Annotated in this window: 11 protein-coding genes; 4 read left to right on the top strand and 7 right to left on the bottom strand. The window is 76.4% G+C overall.

Annotation, left to right across the window (positions count from 1 at the left end; all coding sequences use genetic code 11):
• Positions 1–851: 851 nt before the first annotated feature.
• Positions 852–2,072: a CaiB/BaiF CoA transferase family protein gene (locus ACQPYD_RS11390; RefSeq protein WP_267949392.1), complete on the bottom strand. Its 1,221-nt coding sequence runs from the start codon at positions 2,070–2,072 to the stop codon at positions 852–854.
• Between the two features lie 163 nt (positions 2,073–2,235).
• A complete protein-coding gene (locus ACQPYD_RS11385; protein WP_433700956.1) occupies positions 2,236–3,735 on the bottom strand; it encodes a carboxyl transferase domain-containing protein in 1,500 nt (499 codons plus the stop codon).
• Positions 3,736–4,000: 265 nt separating this feature from the next.
• Here ACQPYD_RS11385 and ACQPYD_RS11380 point away from each other — a divergent pair, with 265 nt between their 5' ends.
• Entirely contained in the window at positions 4,001–4,642 is a 642-nt protein-coding gene (locus ACQPYD_RS11380) for a FadR/GntR family transcriptional regulator (protein WP_433702018.1), read from the top strand.
• A gap of 87 nt (positions 4,643–4,729) precedes the next feature.
• Here the strand turns inward: ACQPYD_RS11380 and ACQPYD_RS11375 are convergent, their stop codons facing one another.
• The gene (locus ACQPYD_RS11375) at positions 4,730–6,127 is read right to left on the bottom strand and encodes an SLC13 family permease (protein WP_433700955.1); all 1,398 of its coding nucleotides are present in this window, start codon (positions 6,125–6,127) and stop codon (positions 4,730–4,732) included.
• Between the two features lie 619 nt (positions 6,128–6,746).
• On the opposite strand from ACQPYD_RS11375, the gene ACQPYD_RS11370 reads away from it, so the two are divergent.
• On the top strand, positions 6,747–8,231 hold the full coding sequence (locus tag ACQPYD_RS11370; RefSeq protein WP_433700954.1) for a hypothetical protein: 1,485 nt from the start codon (positions 6,747–6,749) through the stop codon (positions 8,229–8,231).
• Positions 8,232–8,294: 63 nt separating this feature from the next.
• Here the strand turns inward: ACQPYD_RS11370 and ACQPYD_RS11365 are convergent, their stop codons facing one another.
• The gene (locus ACQPYD_RS11365; protein ID WP_433700953.1) at positions 8,295–8,897 is read right to left on the bottom strand and encodes a histidine phosphatase family protein; all 603 of its coding nucleotides are present in this window, start codon (positions 8,895–8,897) and stop codon (positions 8,295–8,297) included.
• Positions 8,898–9,019: 122 nt separating this feature from the next.
• On the opposite strand from ACQPYD_RS11365, the gene ACQPYD_RS11360 reads away from it, so the two are divergent.
• Positions 9,020–10,228: a hypothetical protein gene (locus ACQPYD_RS11360; protein WP_433700952.1), complete on the top strand. Its 1,209-nt coding sequence runs from the start codon at positions 9,020–9,022 to the stop codon at positions 10,226–10,228.
• A 143-nt stretch (positions 10,229–10,371) separates the two neighbouring features.
• On the top strand, positions 10,372–11,109 hold the full coding sequence (locus ACQPYD_RS11355; RefSeq protein ID WP_433700951.1) for an SDR family NAD(P)-dependent oxidoreductase: 738 nt from the start codon (positions 10,372–10,374) through the stop codon (positions 11,107–11,109).
• 55 nt (positions 11,110–11,164) lie between these two features.
• On the opposite strand, the gene ACQPYD_RS11350 is transcribed toward ACQPYD_RS11355, so the two are convergent.
• Genes ACQPYD_RS11350 through ACQPYD_RS11340 form a run of 3 tightly spaced genes read right to left on the bottom strand, consistent with a single transcriptional unit; the run spans position 11,165 to position 18,410 of the window.
• Positions 11,165–15,400 carry an SbcC/MukB-like Walker B domain-containing protein gene (locus ACQPYD_RS11350; RefSeq protein ID WP_433700950.1) on the bottom strand — a complete coding sequence of 1,412 codons (4,236 nt, stop codon included), beginning with the start codon at positions 15,398–15,400 and terminating at the stop codon, positions 11,165–11,167.
• On the bottom strand, positions 15,397–16,881 hold the full coding sequence (locus ACQPYD_RS11345; RefSeq protein ID WP_433700949.1) for a DUF2398 family protein: 1,485 nt from the start codon (positions 16,879–16,881) through the stop codon (positions 15,397–15,399). Before ACQPYD_RS11345 ends, ACQPYD_RS11350 begins: the two co-directional genes overlap by 4 nt.
• On the bottom strand, positions 16,881–18,410 hold the full coding sequence (locus ACQPYD_RS11340; RefSeq protein WP_433700948.1) for a TIGR02677 family protein: 1,530 nt from the start codon (positions 18,408–18,410) through the stop codon (positions 16,881–16,883). The genes ACQPYD_RS11345 and ACQPYD_RS11340 overlap by 1 nt, the downstream gene beginning before the upstream one ends.
• Positions 18,411–18,450: the final 40 nt, after the last annotated feature.

Below are 18,450 nucleotides of genomic sequence, written 5' to 3'. Positions count from 1 at the left end.
CGGCGTCGAAGTGCTGCCGATCATGGACCCGCCGTGGGACGGTCGGAAGGGGATTTCGCGGTTGCGGTCGGACCGGATCCGGGCCCCCGCGACGGCCCGGCGCGCACTCGCCCCGGGGGACGGGAGACCCGGCCCGGGCACACGAATCGAAAACCTGTCGGAGGGGGCGGCCCGGATCGGCACCGGATACGGGCCGCCCCGAAGCGGGCCGGTCCGTCACCGATCCAAGGCCCGCCGGTGCCCGGAACCCCCGGGGGCTCGCCGCCGGGGGCGGACCCGCGCCCGGAACCAGGGGTCCCGGGCGGCCGGGCGGTCGCCGTCCGGGGCGCACGGTTCCGCCGGGGCCCGGCCGCGGGGGCGCGGCGCACGCGGGAGAGCCGTCACGGTGCGGGGGCTCGGGTCCCCTCGCGCGGGGCGACGTGTCGCGCGGGGCACCCCTCCCACAGCCCCGCCGACGCGGGTTTCCTCACGCGGGGCGCCGTGCGGCTGTCGATCTGGGCGGTGCCCTCGCCCGGCGCGGGCTCCCGCGCACGGGGACGCCGTTCCTCCTCGCGGCGTACACGGGTGCCCGGCCCGGGTCCGCCGGGACCTCCGGGACCGGCGCGGGCCGCGGGGCAGCTCGCCGGGGGCGCGCCGAACGGCCGCACCCGCGTCCGGGGGGACGCTCGGTACGGCCGTTCGCATGGCTGTCGCGGTGGTCGTGGAGTCCGGTGGCAAGCCGGGGCCGGTGGGGCCGCGCTCGACGGCCCGCTCGCCGGGCGGGGGCCGTGCGCGGTCCCCGCTCCCCGGCGGGCCGGTCCGGTCGGAGGACCCGCGCCCCGTCTCCGGGTCAGCTCCGGTTCAGCTCCGGGTCAGCCCACCGGCTCCGCCGCGGGCTCCCGCTCCCGCTCGACCTCGTCGAGCCAGGCCCGCACCGCGTCGTTGTGCTCGCCCAGGGCGGGGGGCGGCAGGTAGCCGCGTCCGAACTCCTCCGACTCACCGGGGTCGCGGGGGTCGAACCGCAGGGCCGACCCGGGCAGCTCGACCTCGCCCAGCACGGGGTGCTCGACCGACACCACCAGCCCCTGGGACCGCGTCTGGTCCCACTCGTAGACCTGGTCGACGGTGCGCACCGCGCCGCAGGGCACCCCGGCCCCGCCGATCCGGCTCAGCCACTCGTCACGGGTCCCCTGGCCGAGGACCGCCTCGATCTCCGCGATCAGGGCCTCGCGATGGGCGACGCGGGAGGCGTTGTCCCGGAACCTGGGGTCCTCGGCGTCCAGCCCGAGCAGCCCCGCGAACCGGGCCCACTGGGCCTCGCCGCCCACCGCCACCTGGAGCATCCCGTCCATGCAGGCGAAGGCGCCGTAGGGGGCGATGGAGGGGTGCTGGTTCCCCAGCGCCGAGGGCACCTCGCGCGCGACGGTCCAGCGCGTCCCCTGGAAGGCGTGCACGCCCACGATGGAGGAGAGCAGGGAGGTGCGCACCACCCGTCCGCGCCCGGTGCGGCCCCGCTCCACCAGGGCCGCGAGCACGCCCTGCGCCCCGTTCATCCCGGCCAGCACGTCGCCGATGGCCACGCCCGTCTTGGTCGGCTCCTTGGAGGAGGGGCCGGTCAGGCTCATCAGGCCGGCCTCCCCCTGGGCGATCTGGTCGTAGCCCGCCCGGCCGCCCTCGGGCCCGTCGTGCCCGAAACCGCTGATGGAGCAGACCACCAGCCGGGGGTTGAGCTCCTCCAGGCGGCCGACGGAGAAGCCGAGCCGGTCCAGGACGCCCGGCCGGAAGTTCTCCACCAGGACGTCGGCGGCGCGCACGAGCCTGGTGAGCTGCTCGACGCCGTCGTCGGACTTCAGGTCGAGTTCGATGGACTCCTTGTTGCGGTTGCAGGAGAGGAAGTAGGTGCTGATCCGCTCCTCCTCCGGTCCGACGAACGGCGGGCCCCAGCCGCGGGTCTCGTCGCCCGTGCCCGGCTGCTCGACCTTGATCACCCTGGCCCCGAGGTCGCCGAGCAGCATCGCGGTGTGCGGCCCCGCGAGGGCCCGCGACAGATCCACGACCACGGTTCCCTTGAGCGGGCCTTCCGAGCGGTCCATGTTCCTACCTCCGGTGTCGTTCTTCCTGTCCTGTGCCCGGCCGGCCCCGGCGGGGGGCGGGCCTCCCCGCCGGCGCCGGACGGACACGCGTGTCGTGCGGGACGCCCCCGCGGGGGCGCGTCCCCGGCGGCCGGTCCACGCGGTCCGGCCGTCCGGTCCCGGGTCAGACGCCCGCGCCGAGCAGCCGGTAGCGCCCGGTGCGTCCGGCGCCCGGGCCCTCCCCGGCGCGCGACCGCAGGGTCGAGAGTTCGTGGGCGACCGCGGCGCCGACCCGGGCGCAGAGGGCCTCGCCGTCCTCGGCGGCGTCTGCGGCCTCGGCGATCACCCGGTCCACCACCCCTGTCGCCAGCAGGTCCGCGGAGCCGATGCCCTGGCTCTCGGCCAGCTCCTCCGCGCGGTCGACGGTGCGGTGCACGATCGCGCTCGCGCCCTCGGGCGGGAGGGGCGAGAGCCAGGCGTGCTGGGCGCACAGGACGCGGTCGGCGGGGAGCAGCGCGATCGCGCCCCCGCCGGTCCCCTCCCCCAGCAGCACCGACACGGTGGGGGTGCCGAGGGTGGCCATGTCCGCGAGGCAGTGGGCGATCTGGGCCGCCATGCCCCGTTCCTCGGCCGCGGCCGACAGCTCGGCGCCGGCGGTGTCGATGACGGTGACGAGCGGGAGCCGGAGCCCGGCCGCGAGGCGCATGCCCCTGCGTGCCTGGAGGAGGGCGGCCGGCCCCATCGGGGTCCGGGGGCCCTGCCTGCTGCGGTCCTGGCCGACCAGGACGCAGGGGCGTCCGCCGAACCGGGCCAGAGCCACCAGGAGGGTGGGGTCCTCGTCCCCCTCCCCGGTGCCGCGCAGGCGCACGACGTCGGTGGCGGCGTGGCGCAGCAGGTCGCGCACCCCCGGGCGCTCCCCGCGCCGAGACCGCAGGACGGAGTCCCAGGTGGGAACGCGGGAGGCGGGCACGGCGGGCGGCGCGGTGGGGGGCCGCGCCTCGTCGGCGGTCCGGTCGAGCAGGACGTCGAGGGCCAGGACGGCGGCCCCGCGCAGCTCCTCCGGGGCCAGGACGGCGTCGACGAGGCCGTGCCGGCGGAGGTTCTCCGCGCGCTGGACCCCTGCGGGGAAGGCCTCGCCGTGGAGGGCCTCGTAGACGCGGGGGCCGAGGAAGCCGATGAGGGCGCCGGGCTCGGCCGCGGTCAGGTGCCCCAGGGAGCCCCAGGAGGCGAGCGCGCCGCCCGTGGTCGGGTGGCGCAGGTAGACGAGGTAGGGGAGCCCGGCGGCCTTGTGCGCGGTGATGGCGGCGGCGATCGGCGCCATGGACACGAAGGCGCGGGTCCCCTCCTGCATGCGGGTGCCGCCCGAGGCGGGTGCGGCCAGCAGGGGGATCCCCTCGGCGGTGGCGCGTTCGACGGCGTCCAGGAGCCGTTCGGCCGCGGCGAGCCCGACGGAGCCGGCGAGGAATCCGAACTCGCTGGCCACGACGGCGACGCGGTGCCCGCCCAGGCGCCCCTCCCCGGTGAGGACGGCCTCGTCGCACCCGCTCGCGGTGTGCGCGTCGGCCAGTGCTCCGGCGTAGGCCGGGTCGGGGCGCACGTCGGCGGGCGCGGTGTCCCAGGAGGCGTACGAGCCCGTGTCCAGGACGAGGTCGAGGAGTTCGTGAGCGGTGCGTCGGGTCCCCACAGCAACCTCCAAATGGTTCAGTGGCTAGGCCACTAGGCCTTAGAGCCAGGGTGGCACGCCCACCCCCCGTTTGTGAAGCCCTCCGCGCCCCCCGATCGCCCTCCCGCGCGTCCGCCGCCACAGCCTGATCCCCGGGAGCACGGGGGCGGGATGCTCTAGCCTGGAAGGCCTCTGACACAGCCGGATGCGAAGACAGGAGCCACCGAGCGTGCCTGCCAAATCCCGACCCCGACCGCCGGCCCGACCCCGTCTGTACGAGCAGCTCGTGGAGCGGCTCGTCGAACACATGCGGGAGGCCGGACTGGGCGTCGGCGACCGGCTGCCGCCCGAGCGCGAACTGGCCGCCGCGCTGGAGGTCAGCCGGGCCTCGGTGAGCCAGGCCCTGGTGGCCCTGGAGGTCCAGGGGGTCATCGAGGTCCGCCACGGCGACGGGGCGATCATCCGCCAGACCGTCTCCGAGCAGGGGGTTCTCGCCCTGCTGCGCGACCGTGCCAACCGGCGCGCGGAGATCATCGAGGCCCGGCAGGCGCTGGAGGTCAAGCTGGCCGAGCTCGCCGCCGAGCGCCGCACCCCCGAGGACCTGGCCTCCATCGACGCGGCCCTGGAGCTCATGCGCCAGGAGGTCGAGAACGGGGACCGGGGCGTCACCGGCGACGAGCGGTTCCACGCCGCGATCACCGCGGCGGCGCGTTCGCGTCTCCTGGCGCGGATGATGAACGAGCTGGCGCCGATGATCAGGGAGACCCGCCTGGAGTCCCTGTCCCAGCCCGACCGCCCCCAGGCCTCGCTCGACGGCCACGAGCGGATCGGCGCCGCCATCCACGCGGGGGACCCCAAGGCCGCCGCGGACGCGATGCGCGACCACCTCGTGCTGGTCTCCCGGGTGGTCGCACCGGTCGCCCCGTAAGTCTGCACCGGACCACAGGCCGAGCCTGTGGTCCGGTGTCCGGCCGCGGTACGGCCCCGCACCGCGCCTCCGCCGGTGCGGACCCGGTCACAGCAGGCCGGGCACGACCAGCACTCCCCAGGCGATCATCGGTCCCACCACCACCACGATGGCGCTGTAGACGAGGATCTGCCGGTAGAACTTGTCCGGGTCCACCCCGGAGGCGTTGGCCAGCACCAGGGCGCCGTTGGTCGAGAAGGGGCTGACGTCGACGATGGTGGAGGAGACCGCCAGCGCCACGATCACGCCGGTCGCGCTGATCTCGCCCATCATGAGGAACGGGATCGCCAGCGGGATGGTCGCCCCCAGGATCGCGGTCGAGGACGCGAACGCCGACACGACGGCGCCGATGTAGCAGAGCACGAGCGCGACCAGGAGCGGCGCGCCCAGCCCGGCGGCCGCGTCGCCGACGTAGTCGATGGTCCCGGCGCTCTCCATGACGCCGACGAACGTGAGCATGCCGGTGATCAGCAGCACCGTGGGCCAGCTGATCTGGGACAGCGCGTTCTTCTGGGCCTTGGGCGAGATCAGCGCCAGCACGACCGTCACGGACAGCGCGACGAAGCCGACGTCGAGGCCGAAGCCCAGGGCGAGCACGCCGAGGACGACGATGCCGGCGATGGTGGCGAGCTGGTCGAACCGCACGGGTCCGCCCGACGGGCCGTCCGCGGGTGCGTCGGCGGGACCGTCCGCGGGTGCGTCGGCGGCGGGGGTCCCGGAGGGGCCGCCGGTGGCCACGGCGACGGAGCCGCCGGCCGTGGCCGAGCCGGAGCCGGGGACCGCGGCGGCGCCCGTGCGCGCCTCGGCGCGCCCGGCGGCCTCGAACTCCTGCGCCCGTGCGCCGACCAGGCGGTTGCCGCCCAGGGAGACGAAGAGGACCAGCGCGATGCACAGGTTGAAGACGAGGTTGCCGAGGAAGAGGGTGAGCGGCGAGACCGCGAGACCGCTGTCGGCGACGATGCCGTTGACCGTCGCGCCGTAGACGCTGACCGGGGAGAACCCGCCCCCCTGCGCGCCGTGGATCACCATCATGCCCATGAGCAGGGGGTTGATCCGGTACTTGACGGCGAAGCCCAGGGCGATGGGTGCGACGATGGCCACCGCCGCGGGGCTGAGCGCGCCCACGCCGGTCAGCAGGGCGCTGATGCCGAACATGATCCACGGGATGGCGACGACCCTGCCGCCGACCAGCCGCGTGGCGGCGCGTACGAGGAGGTCGATCGTCCCGTTGTTCTTGGCGATGGCGAAGAGGTAGGTGACGCCGACCAGTGTGAGGAAGAGGTCGGCGGGGAAACCGCCCAGGATGGCGTCGGTGTCCATGCCCAGGGCGAGGACGCCGACGAGGAAGGCCCCGACGAAGGCGAGGGCGCCGATGTTGATCGGCAGGACCGTGGCGATGACGAACATCGCCAGGAGGGCGAGGATGGTGAGGAGTTGCGGGGTCATGTCGTGTACCGATCAGACGGAAAGCAGGGCTGTGATCTGGCTCATATGGCTCAGTGGCCTAGCCAATATGCCTTTTGCCGACATGTCAACCCCCCGGTAGGACACTCCCGGGCACGGGCGCCCCGTCCTCCCCGCGCGCGAAAGGTACGGTTGTTCCCCAGGTGGCGGCGGAACGTCCCCGGTGTCCGCGCCATCGGAACCGCCGAATGTGGAACCGGTGACCCCAGGGACACGTCGTAACCCATGCCTGGTTCCCGCGACAGGAGCGGGGCCAGATCCGGTCCGTCGAGCCCCGAGTTTCCCCTGCTCAACCCTCAATGACGGGACCGTCCCCCTCACGGGGGGACAGCGTCGGCGCTGGTCGGCCACGCGCCGCACCGACCCGGTCCCGCCGCCGGCGGGAGAACCGTCCCTCCCCCGTCCCGGCCGGACCCGTGCCGCGGGCCGCGGGTCCGGCGACCGCCCCGGTCCGCTCCCGAGGACCGCGGCGCCCCGGTGCCGGCCGGCGCCCCGCGCCTCGCGCTCCCGGCCGCCGTTGTTCCCCGAAACGCCCCACGGGGCGACCCCGGAACGGTAGAAGGGGAAGGTCGGACAGCACGAGAGAGAACCGGGAGCGGACATGGCGTCGAACGAGACCTCGCACCTGGACCGCCGCGGCCCCGGCCGGGCCGCGGTCCGGCCGGTGTCACTGCTGCGACCGCAGGTGCTCGCCCAGGTCGCCCTGGGCACACCCCTGCTGTGCGACGCCCTGCGCCTGGCCCGGTGGAGCGCCCCGGCCACCCCCGTCTCCGGACCCGGGGTGCCGAGCCCGGAGAGCGCCCGCGCCGCGATCGAGCGGTTCGGCCTGTGGCCGTACGGGCTCGTGCGCGACCGCGGCGCACGCGTGGCCTGGCTGCGGGGCCTGGGCTCTGCCTCGGACGCGGCCGAGTTCATGGCCCCCTGGCAGGCGGCCGTGGTCCTGGGCATGATCGAGATCGACACCGCCCGGGCGCGCCCCGCTCCGGGGCTGGAGGAGCGCGTCCACGACCCCGAGGAGGTCCTGGACTGGTGGATGCGGCTGTTCGAGGACGCCGTGCGGTACGCGCGCGCCGACCTCCTCGACCCGGATCCGCCGTGGGGGCACCGCCCGGAGCTGCTGCCCGCGGTCCTGCTCCGCCTCTACGAGGGACAGGACGGGGCCCGTGTCCCGCTGGCCTCGCTCGCCACGAGCGCACCACCCTTCCCCGGAGCGCCCCCGCTCCCCGCCGGCCCCGAACCGGACCCGGACCTGGTGCTCCACCTGCTGTGGCAGCTCTCCGACACCGGGGCGGTCATCCTCGGCACGGAACAGGAGATCCCGCCCCACGCGGATCGCGCGGCGGGCGGGGACCCCGGCCGCGGGGAGCGCGCGGACGCCCCTCCCGCCTCCCCCTCCGCGCAGGCGTCCGGCCAGCCGGAGCGCCCCGACGTCGAACTGACCGACCTGGGCCGCTACGGCGTGCGCAGGCTGCTGCTCCGGCGCGGTGTCCGCGCCCCGCTGGCCGAGGACCTCGCCGTGACGGGCGCCGCGGAGTTCCTGGACTCCCTGGCCCGCGTCCGCGCGGCCGACCAGGGCGCGCTGGTCGACCCCTGGCTGGCCCGGCGCTCCCCGGAGGAGGCGCTGGAGGAGATCGTCCGGGCGGTCGCCGATCCCCGCCTGACCCTGCGCAGGCGGACCGGGGCCTCGGTCCTGCACATGGTCAGCTCACGCCTGGCGGGACGGCTGCGGGCGATGCTGCGCGACGCCGACCGCGTCACGGCGGGCCTGGCCGCCCTCGTGCTCCTGTCCTCCCGGATGCTCCCCCAGGAGGAGATCGACGCGGTCCTGGACCGGTTCGGCCCGTGGCTCGTGCTGGACCTGGCCTCCGCCGCCGGGACCGGGGCCGACGACCTCGCCGCCGCGCTCGACTTCGCCTTCCCCTCCGGCCTCGACGCCTCCCTCCTGGAGAGCGCCGACCGCCTGTGGCTGTGCGGGCACCCGGACACCGTCCCCGCGCTGGAGGCGATCGGCCGCCTGCACCGGGACCCGCGGGTGGCCCGCGCCGCGCGCGGGGCCGCGGGCCGGACCCGGCTCCGGGGCCTGTGACGGCCCGGGCCCGCCGCCGGGCGGCGCCCGACGGGGTCGGGTCAGGCGCCCTGCGGGGCCGGGTCAGGCGGACGGCGCCAGGTTCCACGACGTGACCACCGGTCGGCCGTGCTCACGGCCGAGCGTGCTCACCGAGCCCGTGCCCAGGGCGAACAGCGCCCCCGCTCCCGGCTCCAGCCCCAGCCAGCGGGCGGTGAGCACGCGCAGGACGTGCCCGTGCGCCACCAGGGCCACGTCCGGGGCCCCCTCCTCCCCCACCGACCGCGCGACCCCCTCCAGGACGCGGTCCACGCGCGCGCCGACCGCTTCCACGGCCTCCCCCGGGTGGTCCGGCCCGCCGGGGACGACGCCGTCCCGCCACAGGTCCCACCCGGGGCGCCCGCGCCGGATCTCGGCGGTGGTGATCCCCTCGTAGCCCCCGTAGTCCCACTCCCTCAGGTCCGGGTCGGCCGCGCCGCCGCCCAGCCCAGCCAGCTCGGCGGTGCGGACGGCGCGCGCCAGCGGGCTGACCACCGCCCGCCCGATGTCGCGGGCCTCCAGCAGGGGCCGCAGCCCCTCCGCCTGCCGTACGCCCTCCTCCGTGAGGGGGACGTCGGTCCACCCGGTGTGCCGGCGGTCCCGGCTCCACTCGGTCTGCCCGTGCCTGATCAGCACCAGTTCACCCATGCCGGGTTCCTGCCCCGCCGGACCCCGTCGGACTCCCCCGGGCGGAACCGCTCCCGCGCGCCCCTCGGGCAAATTCGCCAGATGCCGGACACCGGCGCAGATTCGTCGCTACCCTCCTGACCATGACGCAGCACACCGCCACCAGTGACGCGCGGGACCCGTCCCCCGTGCCCCACGAGATCGCGCAGCCCCACTTCTTCCGGCCCAACGAGGACCTGGCCGCGGCCATGGAGTGCGCGCGCTGCGAGGAGCAGGGCATCACCACCCCGCCGGGAGGCGCGCCCCGGAGGCTGTCCAACGCGGAGCTGCGGGCGTTCAAGAAGGAGCGCAGGCGCGCACGGGAGGAGGCACTGGCCAAGCCCCAGGCCAAGGTGCCGGTCGACCGCAAGCGCACCCTGCCGATCGGCCCCCACCACGCGGCGCTCCTGCGCGGGCTGTGGGCGCGCCTGGCCGCGGAGGGCGTCGGCGCCACCCCCGACGGCCGCCTCCTGGGACTGACCTTCGCGGTGCGGGGCGCCGTCACGGGGCGGGCCAACTTCACCGGCCAGGACCTGCGGATGCTGCGCCTGGAGGACGCGCACGCCGCGCTCGTCGAGCTGACCTCGACCGGGTGGCTGGCCTCCGCCCCGGAGGCGGTGATCGGGGCGGACGCCGCCAACCCCGCCCTGTGCGACCTGCCGGGCCTGCGGGGCGACCTGTGGACGGTCGGCAACGGCGTGCGGTCCCGCGCCTCGGGATGGCTCTCCCAGGCGCTCGCCCACAAGAAGCTCCGCAAGAAGCCCAACCGGCTCCGGCTGGTCGCCGCCCACCTGGCCCTCCACGCGGACCCCGGCGGTTCCGTGTCCCTGCCCGCCGGGGACGTCGTGGCGGCCTGCGCCCTCTCCGGGGACGAAGAGCTGTCCGAACTCCTCACGTGGCTGGCCGAGGTGTCGTGGATCGAGGACGCCTCGGCCGCCGGGGGCGTCGTGGCCGCGCGGCTGACCGAGCTGACGCAGCCCCTGGCCGTGCGGCCCGAGCCGCCGAGGACCCCTCCCAAGCAGGTCCCGGCGACCACGCCGCTCGACGTGCCCGTCGCCGACCGTGCGCGCGACCTCCTCTCCGGCCGTGAGGCGGAGGTGGCCCGGTGGGTGGACGCCTACCGGGGCGAGCACGGGCACGGGCCCAGCTGGTCCGCGATCGGGGAGGCCTTCGGCTGGCCGCCGCGCCAGGCGCCGGACCACGACGTCACCCACGAGGTGTTCCGCCTGCTCCGCGCGGGGGGCTGGCTGACCGGCTTCGGCCTGCCCTTCGGCCTGCGCGCCGGGGAGGGGCGGCCGGGGGGCGTTTCCTGACACCCCGGCGCCGGGGCCGCCTGCCCACGCGGCCCACGGGCCCTCCCCCGCCCGCGGGAGTGCCCGTGGGCGGGGGCTAGGATGCCGCCCATGCCTCATCAACCGACGCCCGCCGCGCCCGCCCCGGCCCCGGGGAGGGGCCGGTGAACCGGAACGTGCTGGTCACCGGGGCGGCCCGGGGCATCGGCCGGGCCGTCGCCCGGGCCTTCGCCGAGGCGGGCGATCGCGTCGCCGTCCACTGCGGGAACAGCGTGGAGGAGGCCGAGCGCACCCTCGCCGGCCTGCCCGGCGAGGGGCACGCGCTGTTCCGCGCCGACCTGCGCGACCCTGCGGCCACCGCCGACCTCGTCTCGGGGGTGGTCGCCGCCCTGGGCGGGATCGACGTGGTGGTCAACAACGCGGCCGTCAACACGGCCCACCCGGTCGTCGGCGTCTCCTACGAGGAGTGGCAGGAGGCCTGGCGGGCCACCCTGGACGTGAACGTGGTGGCAGCCGCCAACATCGGCTACCTCGCCGCCCGGCACATGATCGACCGCGGGACCCGGGGGCACATCGTCAACATCGGCTCGCGCGGCGCCTACAAGGGCGAGCCCGACCACCCGGCCTACGGGGCGAGCAAGGCCGCGCTGCACTCCCTGGGGCAGTCGCTGGCCGCCGCCCTGGCCCCGCACGGCATCGCCGTCGCCTCCGTGGCCCCGGGGTTCGTGGCGACCGAGCGCGTCGCCGACCGGGTCACCGACGAGGTCCGCGCGCAGAGCCCGTTCGGGCGGGTGGCCGCGCCCGAGGAGGTGGCGGCGGCCGTCCTGTACCTGGCCTCGCCGGAGGCGGTGTGGTCCTCCGGCGCCGTCCTGGACGTCAACGGCGCCTCCCACCTGCGCTGACCGCCCCCGCCGCGCGCCCCTCGGCGCACGGCGGGAGCGGAACCGCTCCACCGCCTCACCCGCCGGCGTCCTCCAGGAGGGTCCCGGCCGCCGACAGCGGCGCGTAGCGGCTGGGGGTGAACCCGAGGAGCTCCGCCGCGAGCTCCTCGTTCCCGGCGAACCCCGCGTCGGCGTCGATCGTCTGGGCGCCGTCCCAGAGCATGAACAGCGCCGAGACGGTGTGCGAGCCCTTGTCGTGGTGCATGTCGTAGTGGGAGGCCATGGGCACGCTGTCGTAGTGCACCCACAGGTCGTGCCCGGTCATGAACATGTCCAGGTCGAACGTGACCGTCAGCCCCATGAGCTCCGGCTTGTACCGGTCGTCGATCCCGGCGAACGCCTCGTCCAGCGCCACCATCCGCGGGCAGGTGGGGGACGCCGAGGTGTAGAGGGCGTTCGCGGCGGCGAACAGGGGCAGGTGGATCGCCGCGGACTTCTCGCCGCCGGACATCTGCTCGTGCTTGTTCTTGGTGAGGCGGACCTCGTCCTGGCCCGGGACGGCCATGCGCAGCTCGAACCGGTACCAGGCACGGTAGTCCAGCACCGCGGCCAGGACCTGCTTGTAGGTGGCGCGGGGGTGGGCGGCGTGGTGGGCCCGGATCATCTGCCGCAGGACCTCCCGCAGACGTGTCAGGCCCGCCTGCCCCAGGCCGGCGGCGTCGCGTTTGAGCAGCTGCGCCGCGAGGGCCTGGTCCTCGGTGAGGCGGTCCGAGCGGCTCCAGCGGATGCCGATGCGCGTGCCCGAGGACATGGGCCGCGAGCGGGTGTCGCGGTCCATGCCGGCGACCAGGTCGCGGGCGACGCGCACGCGCTCGTGGATCTGCTGCGCGATACCGCTGAGCAGCTCGTCCTCCAGGACCCCGCGCTCCTCCTCCCGCAGGAGCGCGCCCTGGTCCTCGACGCGGTCGGCGATCGTGCGCGCGAAGGCGGAGACCGGGTTGCGGCCCGTCTCGTCGTTGACGAACACGGTGATGATCCCGCTCGTGCCGAAGTCGTGGTCGACGCGGTAGCCCTCCGCGTCGCCGCCCAGGGCGTCCTGGAAGGCGCGCAGGGCGTTGGAGACGCGGGTGGAGGCGGACTTGAGGTCGCCGTCGGTCACGGCGCGGCCCGGGTCGACCGCTCGCGCGAAGGCGTCGGTCAGCGCCACCGCGGCCGGCGGCAGGACGGCGCGGACGGCGTCCCCGGGGTCGGCGTCCCCCTCCGCGAGCACCTTCCCGGCGGCCTGTTCCGGCTCGGGCCACAGCCCCCGGTCCGGCCAGGCGGTCCCGGGCTCCACCCCCAGGGTGGCGCGCAGGTCGGGGTGGGTCAGGGCCGCGAAGGAGTCGGCGTGCTCGTACAGGGCCGTGAAGGCGTCGGTGAGGGCCTTCTGCCCGTGTTCGAGGTCGCGGTCGGCGCGGATCATCGTCTCGTGCGCGGAGGACGCCCGCGCCCGGACCTCGCGCTGCTCCGCCTCGGCCCCGCGCAGGGACCCCCGCACGGCCTCCAGCTCGGCCATGATCTCGCGCACCGGGGCGCTGATGCCCTCCTCGCGGGCGGCGAGCTCCGCGACGGCCCGCTCGTGCTCGCGCAGGCGCTCCTCGTGGCGTTCGCGGTCCTCCTCCAGCCGGCCGCCCAGCCGGGCGATGGTCTCCCGGCGCCCGTCCAGGTCGGCGGTGTGCCGGGCGGCCTCGGCGCGGGCGGCGTGGAGGTCGCGGGCGGCGGCGGCGAAGTCGTCCACGGCCGTGGCCACGGCCTCGACGGCCTCCGGGCTCACGGGCATGGCACGTTCGGCGGCCACCGCGCGCACCTGGTGGCGGTGGGCGTCCACCTCGGCGACGGCGGAGTCGAGGGCGCGGCGCCGCTCCTCGCTCTCGCCGCGCGCGGAGGCCAGGAGGGTGGAGTGGTGCTCGACACGGCGCACGGCGCGGTCGACCGGGGCGGTGTCGGGCAGGGCCGACCTCGCCCGGGTGAAGGCCTTGAGGAGTTCGCCCGCGCGGTCGAGGTCGTCGGAGAGCAGGGCGCCCTGCTCGGCGAGTTCGGCCAGGCGCGCGTCGCAGGCGGCGAGGCGCTCGCGGCGGCGGTGGGCCCGGTTGGTGGCGCCGATGAACTCGGGGACGTCCTTGGGGCAGGACCCCACGAGGAGGCCCTGGGCGAACCCGGCCCGGGCGGTGACGGCGTGCGCCGCCGGGGCGGACCCCGAGGGCCCGGAGGCGTCGGCGCCGTCCAGACGGACCGAGGCCAGGACGCGGGCGATCACATCCCGGGGCACCAGGTCCTGCTGCTCGGGGACGAGCACGTCGGCGAGGGTGCGGCCCCCGCCCTCGACCGTGTCTCCGGCGGGCAGGAGGTAGGCGTCGGCCTCCCCCGCCTCCAGGGCCTCCCGGGTGGCGTCGGCGTCCGGGTGGACCCACGCGGTGAGCAGCCCGGCGCCGTCCAGGGCGCCCTCGACCGCCGCCGCGTCGGCGTCCGCGACGGTGTCGGCGAACCGGACGAGCCGCCACAGCGGGGCGCCGGGGCGGCCCTCCCGGGACGCGGTGCGCCGGTGGTCGGCGGGCGGGGCGTCGTCGCGCTCGGCGGCGATGTCCGCGCGTTCGCGGGTGAGGCGCGCGGTCTCCCCGTCCAGCTGCTCCCTGCGGTCCTCCAGGGTGCGCACGCGGCCGGCCGCGTCGAGGCGCTGCTGGTCGGTGTGCTCGCCGTAGACCTCGGCCAGGGCGGGGGTGCCGGGTTCGCCGAACCGTTCCAGCGCCTGCTCCAGGGCCTGGACGCAGGCGGCGCCGGTGACCGGGTCCGGGCCCTGCGCCCAGTGCCCGGCCCAGGCGGCGAGGGCGTCGGCGGCGGCGCCGCGCGCGGCGGCCAGGGCCTCGTCCGCCTCCCGGCACTCCTGCTCGCGCTGCTGGAGCCGCCCGTCGGCGCGGGCGGCGGCCCGGTCGGCCGCGGCGCGGGCGGTCTCCGCCCCGGCGAGCCCGCGGAGGCGTTCGCGCACCGCGTCCACGTCGGCGCGGCGGGCGGTGGCGCGGGCCCGTGCCGCGGAGGGCAGGTCGTCACCGCTGTCGGCGGGACCCTCCCCGTCGTGGGCCAGGCCGGCCCGGTCCGCGGCCTCGGCCAGTTCCGCGGCGAGTTCGCCGGTGCGGGCGCGTACCCGTTCGAGGCCGTCGGCGACCTGGTCGGCCTCGCGGCGCAGGGCGCCCACCTCGCCCGCCTGGACGTCCAGGCGGGCCTGCTGATCGCGGAGTTCGCGGGCGGTCTCCGCGCTGTGGGCGCGCTCGACCTCCAGGGCGGCGTGGCTGCGGAACGCGTCGTCGGCCTCCAGCCCGCTCCTGCGCGCGGCCAGCTCGCGGACGCGGGCGTCGAGCTCCTCGGACCTCGCGGTGGCGGCGGCGTGCTCGACGGCGGCCCGTTCCCGGGTCCCGCGCGCCTCGGTGACGGCCGCCGCCTGCTCGGCGGCGTGGCCGGTGGCGGCGCGCAGGCGCGCGAGCCGGTGGCGGGCGTGCACGTCCAGGTAGGAGGCGTACTCGCCGGCGAAGGCGGTGGCCGCGGCGTGGGCGGTGGTCGCCTGGTCGAACCGGCGCTGGACGGCGGCCAGGTTGGTGAAGTCGCGGGCGGCCTGGTCCAGGAGGGTCTCGTCGAGGGGGCTCAGTCCGCTGGTGAGGGTCTCGGAGACCTTGTCGGGGTCCAGGTCCTTGGCCAGCAGGGGCCGGCGCAGCGCCAGGAGCAGGTCCAGGAGCTGGGTGTAGCGCTCGCCGAGCCCGAAGAGGCGTGCGTCCACGGCCTTGCGGTAGTCCGCGGCGGTGGCGTGCCAGGCGGCGTCGCCCAGGACGCCCTTGAGCTGGCGTTCGGTGAGCGGGCGCCCGTCGGAGGCGAGCAGGCCGAAGTCGACGCCCAGGCGCCGGTCGGTGACGAAGAACGAGGGGTTGACGCCGTCGCGGTGCTTGTGCGCGCGCAGGCCGATGACCAGCGTGGCGGTCTCGGTGCGGTCGCCGTCGGGGCGGGCGAACTCCATCCACACGTACCCGTACGCGGAGTCCTCGCCCCGGTAGAGCAGGTTGGACTTCATGGTGCGGTTCTGGCCGCTGAAGGGGTCGAGGCGGCGTGCGTCGGTGTACCCGTCGAGCACGAACGGGAAGAGCACCTCCAGGGCCTTGGTCTTGCCCGAGCCGTTGTGCCCGCGCAGCACCAGGCGGCCGTCGGCGAACACGAACTCCTCGTCGACGTAGTCCCAGACGTTGATGACGCCGGCGCGGCTGGGCCGGAAGCGGTCGCTCCTGGAGGTCATCGGTTTCCTTCCGCGGGGGCGTGGGCGGTCGTGGGTTCGGGGGTCGGCCCGGGGTCGTCGGGGGGTGCGGTCCCGGAGGGGGGTGGGGCGGCGGGGGCGGCCTCCGCGGGCGCCGGGTCCGCCAGCCCCAGGGGGAGCTGGCCGCTGTCGGCCCGCTCGGGCAGCGCGCCCTGGAGGTTGCGGTAGCGGGAGGCGGCGGGGAGCACCAGGGCCCCGCCCGGGACCGGCCGGACCAGGGAGAGCTCGGCGAGCAGCGCCAGGGCGGCGTCCAGGAGGCCGTAGGGGTCCTGCTGCCAGGCGCCGCCGAAGGAGGCCGCGCCGAACTCGGCGAAGAGCTCGTGGATCATCGTCTCCCACCGGGCGCGTTCGACCAGGGGTGCCTCCAGCCGCTCCGGCGGCCCCGCGCCGTCGTCCGCCCCGGGGGGCTCCGGGGTCCAGGCGAGTCCGGCGACGACCCCGTCGCGGGGCAGGCCCGCGTCGACCAGGCGGACCAGGTCGGCCTGGTCGGCGGGGAGCGGGGGCACGGGCAGCGCCACCAGCGCCGCCAGGGACGTCTCCAGGAGGTCGGCGACCTTGGCGAGCAGGAGCCCGGCGGTGCGGTTGACCGCGCCGCCGCGCCCGGGGAAGGGTCGGTCGGTGAAGGTGCCAGCCGGGTCGGCGAGCAGGACCCCCTCCGCGCGGCGCTCCACCTTGAGGCCGGTGGCGCGGGCCAGCTCCTCGGCCGCGCCCCGCCCGCGCAGGACGGCGGCGACCTCGGGTTCGACGTCGGCGAAGTAGACGACGGGGCGCTCCACCAGGAGGCGCCGGGCCCGGCGGGCCGCCTGCTCGCGGGGGGAGGCCGCGGTCAGCGGTTCGGCGAGCAGTCCCGCAGCGCTGCCCAGGTGCTGGACCGGGCGTGCCGGCCGGAACAGCACCTCGCACACCTCGTGGTCGATGTCGAAGAGCGCGTCGCCCTGGCCGCCGGTGGCCGCCCACGCCTCCAGCGAGCCGTCGGACAGGTGCAGGGCGCCCCGGTCGAGGAGCCAGTGGGCGGCGTCGACCAGCGCGGCCTTGTGCGATCCGTCGGTGGGGTCGTAGCCCAGGCCCCGGACCGCGTTGGCGGCGGGGGTGAGGCGGGCGACCAGGTCGGCGAGGCTGATCTCGATCTGGGAGCGCTGGAAGGAGGCCAGCAGCAGGCACAGGTAGGCGAGCCTGCGCCGGTCGAAGGGCCTGCCCCGGCGGGAGAAGGCCTGGGTCTGGGTGGGGTCCAGGGCGTCGAGCTCGCGGACCAGGCGCACGTGGTCGGTCGTGGCGATCAGGGTGTAGCCGAAGAGCCGTCGGAGGTCGGCGGCGAGCTCGTCGGCCCAGCGCAGCACCTGGTCGAGGACGCCGGGGCGGGGCCGCGAGGCGGTGATGAGGTCGCAGGTGAGGACGCGCCGCACGGCCTGCTGGTAGGAGCCCAGGTCGGCGGGGGCGACCGCGGGGGCGGAGGTTCGGGGCATCAGGGGTTCTTCGTTCGTGTCCGGTGGGCGGTCGCCTCCAGGCGCAGGCCCGGGAGGTGGATCCGGCCCTGGCTGGTGCGCACGGTGCTGCCCGCCGGGTCGGGGACCAGGCGGACCATGGTGCCGTCGCCCTCGCCGGAGGCCGAGGAGAGGCGTCCGGCGACGACGGTGCGCGCCTCCAGGGCGCGGGTGACCAGGCGCAGCAGGATACGCGTGTCGGTCTCGTCCAGCACACGGCCGTGGACGCCCTCCTCGACCAGGCGCTCGGCCGACCTGCGCTCGGACCCGCGGTCGGCGGCCTGCTTGCCGCGCAGGCGCGCCTGGGCCCCGGGGTTGCGCCGCACCGGCCTGGGCACGCCGGCCGTGGGCGCGGTGCCGCTGCGGAACAGGGTGACCGAGACCTCGACCCCGGGCGCGTCCCACCAGGTCAGGCCGGGGGAGATCTGTTCCTCGTCGTCGTGGGCGACGCCGAGGTGGCGGGCGGAGCGGACGTTGAACGCCGCACCCATCAGGGCGTGGGCGGCGCCGTCGTCGGGGGTGTTGAACACCCAGGAGGCGAGGTGGCGCAGCTGGCTGGAGCGGTTGACGCCGCCGCGCTGGGCCTCGGTGATCTGCCGGAGCAGGGCGATCACGCCGGAGACGGCCGTCCTGGTGGCCGCGTGCAGTTCGGCGGCGCGCGCGGGGACGGCGTCGTCGGAGGAGAACCAGGCGCGCAGGGCCTGCCAGCGGCGCTCCCAGTCGGCGCGGCGCTCGGCGCGCTCCATGAAGGGGCGCTCGTCGGCGTCGGCGGCGCGGGAGAGGAGGGTGGCCAGGCCGGTCTCCTCGACCTCGCGGACGGCGCGGTCCAGGCGGGGCAGGTGGCGGTCGAGTTCGGCCGTGAAGTCGGACATGTGCACCAGCAGGGCGTTCTTGTGGCGCAGGAAGACGTCCGGGGAGGCGTCGGTGGAGCGCAGGATCTCACCCAGGGTGACGTGGAACTGCGCCGAGCGGCGCCCCATGTCCTCCATGGCCGAGTCCAGGCGGGCGAGCCTGCGGTGGACGTGCTCGGCCCGGCCGGTGCGGTTGGCCTCCGCGAGGGCGCGCAGGTCGTCCAGGACCTCGGAGAAGACCAGGCGGGACAGGTTGACGTCCTCGATGCGGGCGCCGAGCAGGTTCTCCACCGCCTGGTAGGCCCAGTAGCCCAGCTCGCTGAACTGGTAGACCGACTGGCGGTTGCGGTAGCGCACCAGGTTCCCGGCCCGGGAGGCGTCGTCGAAGCGGTGCACGACGCGGTCGGCGTGGAGTTCGTCCAGCCGGTCGCGCAGGCCGCGGTCGGGCGTGGGCACCCGGTCGTGCGCGGCGGCGAGCTCGCGCAGGGCCGCGGCGACGTCGTCGGGGGACACCTGCACCTGGTGGACCTCGCGCAGCCGGTCCATGGCGCGCAGGATCCACAGGTAGGTGACGTGGTCGTCGCGCCGGGTGAAGTTGAACAGCCGGAACCGGTCGCTGACCGCGAGGGAGTCCATGTCCAGGGCTCTGCGTTCGACCACGGGCCGCCCTTTCGGTGATGTGGGAGTGGTGCCGCCGGGG

The organism is Nocardiopsis sp. CA-288880 (assembly GCF_050955985.1).
Lineage (GTDB): Bacteria > Actinomycetota > Actinomycetes > Streptosporangiales > Streptosporangiaceae > Nocardiopsis > Nocardiopsis tropica.
Note: the sequence above shows the minus strand (reverse complement) of the source record. Positions and strands in the feature narration are given on the sequence as shown.

Coding starts and splice junctions, on each gene's coding strand:
- ACQPYD_RS11360 (WP_433700952.1), top strand. CDS start 9,020: ATGACGCAGCACACCGCCACCAGTGACGCGCGGGACCCGTCCCCCGTG.
- ACQPYD_RS11390 (WP_267949392.1), bottom strand. CDS start 2,072: ATGGACCGCTCGGAAGGCCCGCTCAAGGGAACCGTGGTCGTGGATCTG.
- ACQPYD_RS11365 (WP_433700953.1), bottom strand. CDS start 8,897: ATGGGTGAACTGGTGCTGATCAGGCACGGGCAGACCGAGTGGAGCCGG.
- ACQPYD_RS11375 (WP_433700955.1), bottom strand. CDS start 6,127: ATGACCCCGCAACTCCTCACCATCCTCGCCCTCCTGGCGATGTTCGTC.
- ACQPYD_RS11370 (WP_433700954.1), top strand. CDS start 6,747: ATGGCGTCGAACGAGACCTCGCACCTGGACCGCCGCGGCCCCGGCCGG.
- ACQPYD_RS11350 (WP_433700950.1), bottom strand. CDS start 15,400: ATGACCTCCAGGAGCGACCGCTTCCGGCCCAGCCGCGCCGGCGTCATC.
- ACQPYD_RS11345 (WP_433700949.1), bottom strand. CDS start 16,881: ATGCCCCGAACCTCCGCCCCCGCGGTCGCCCCCGCCGACCTGGGCTCC.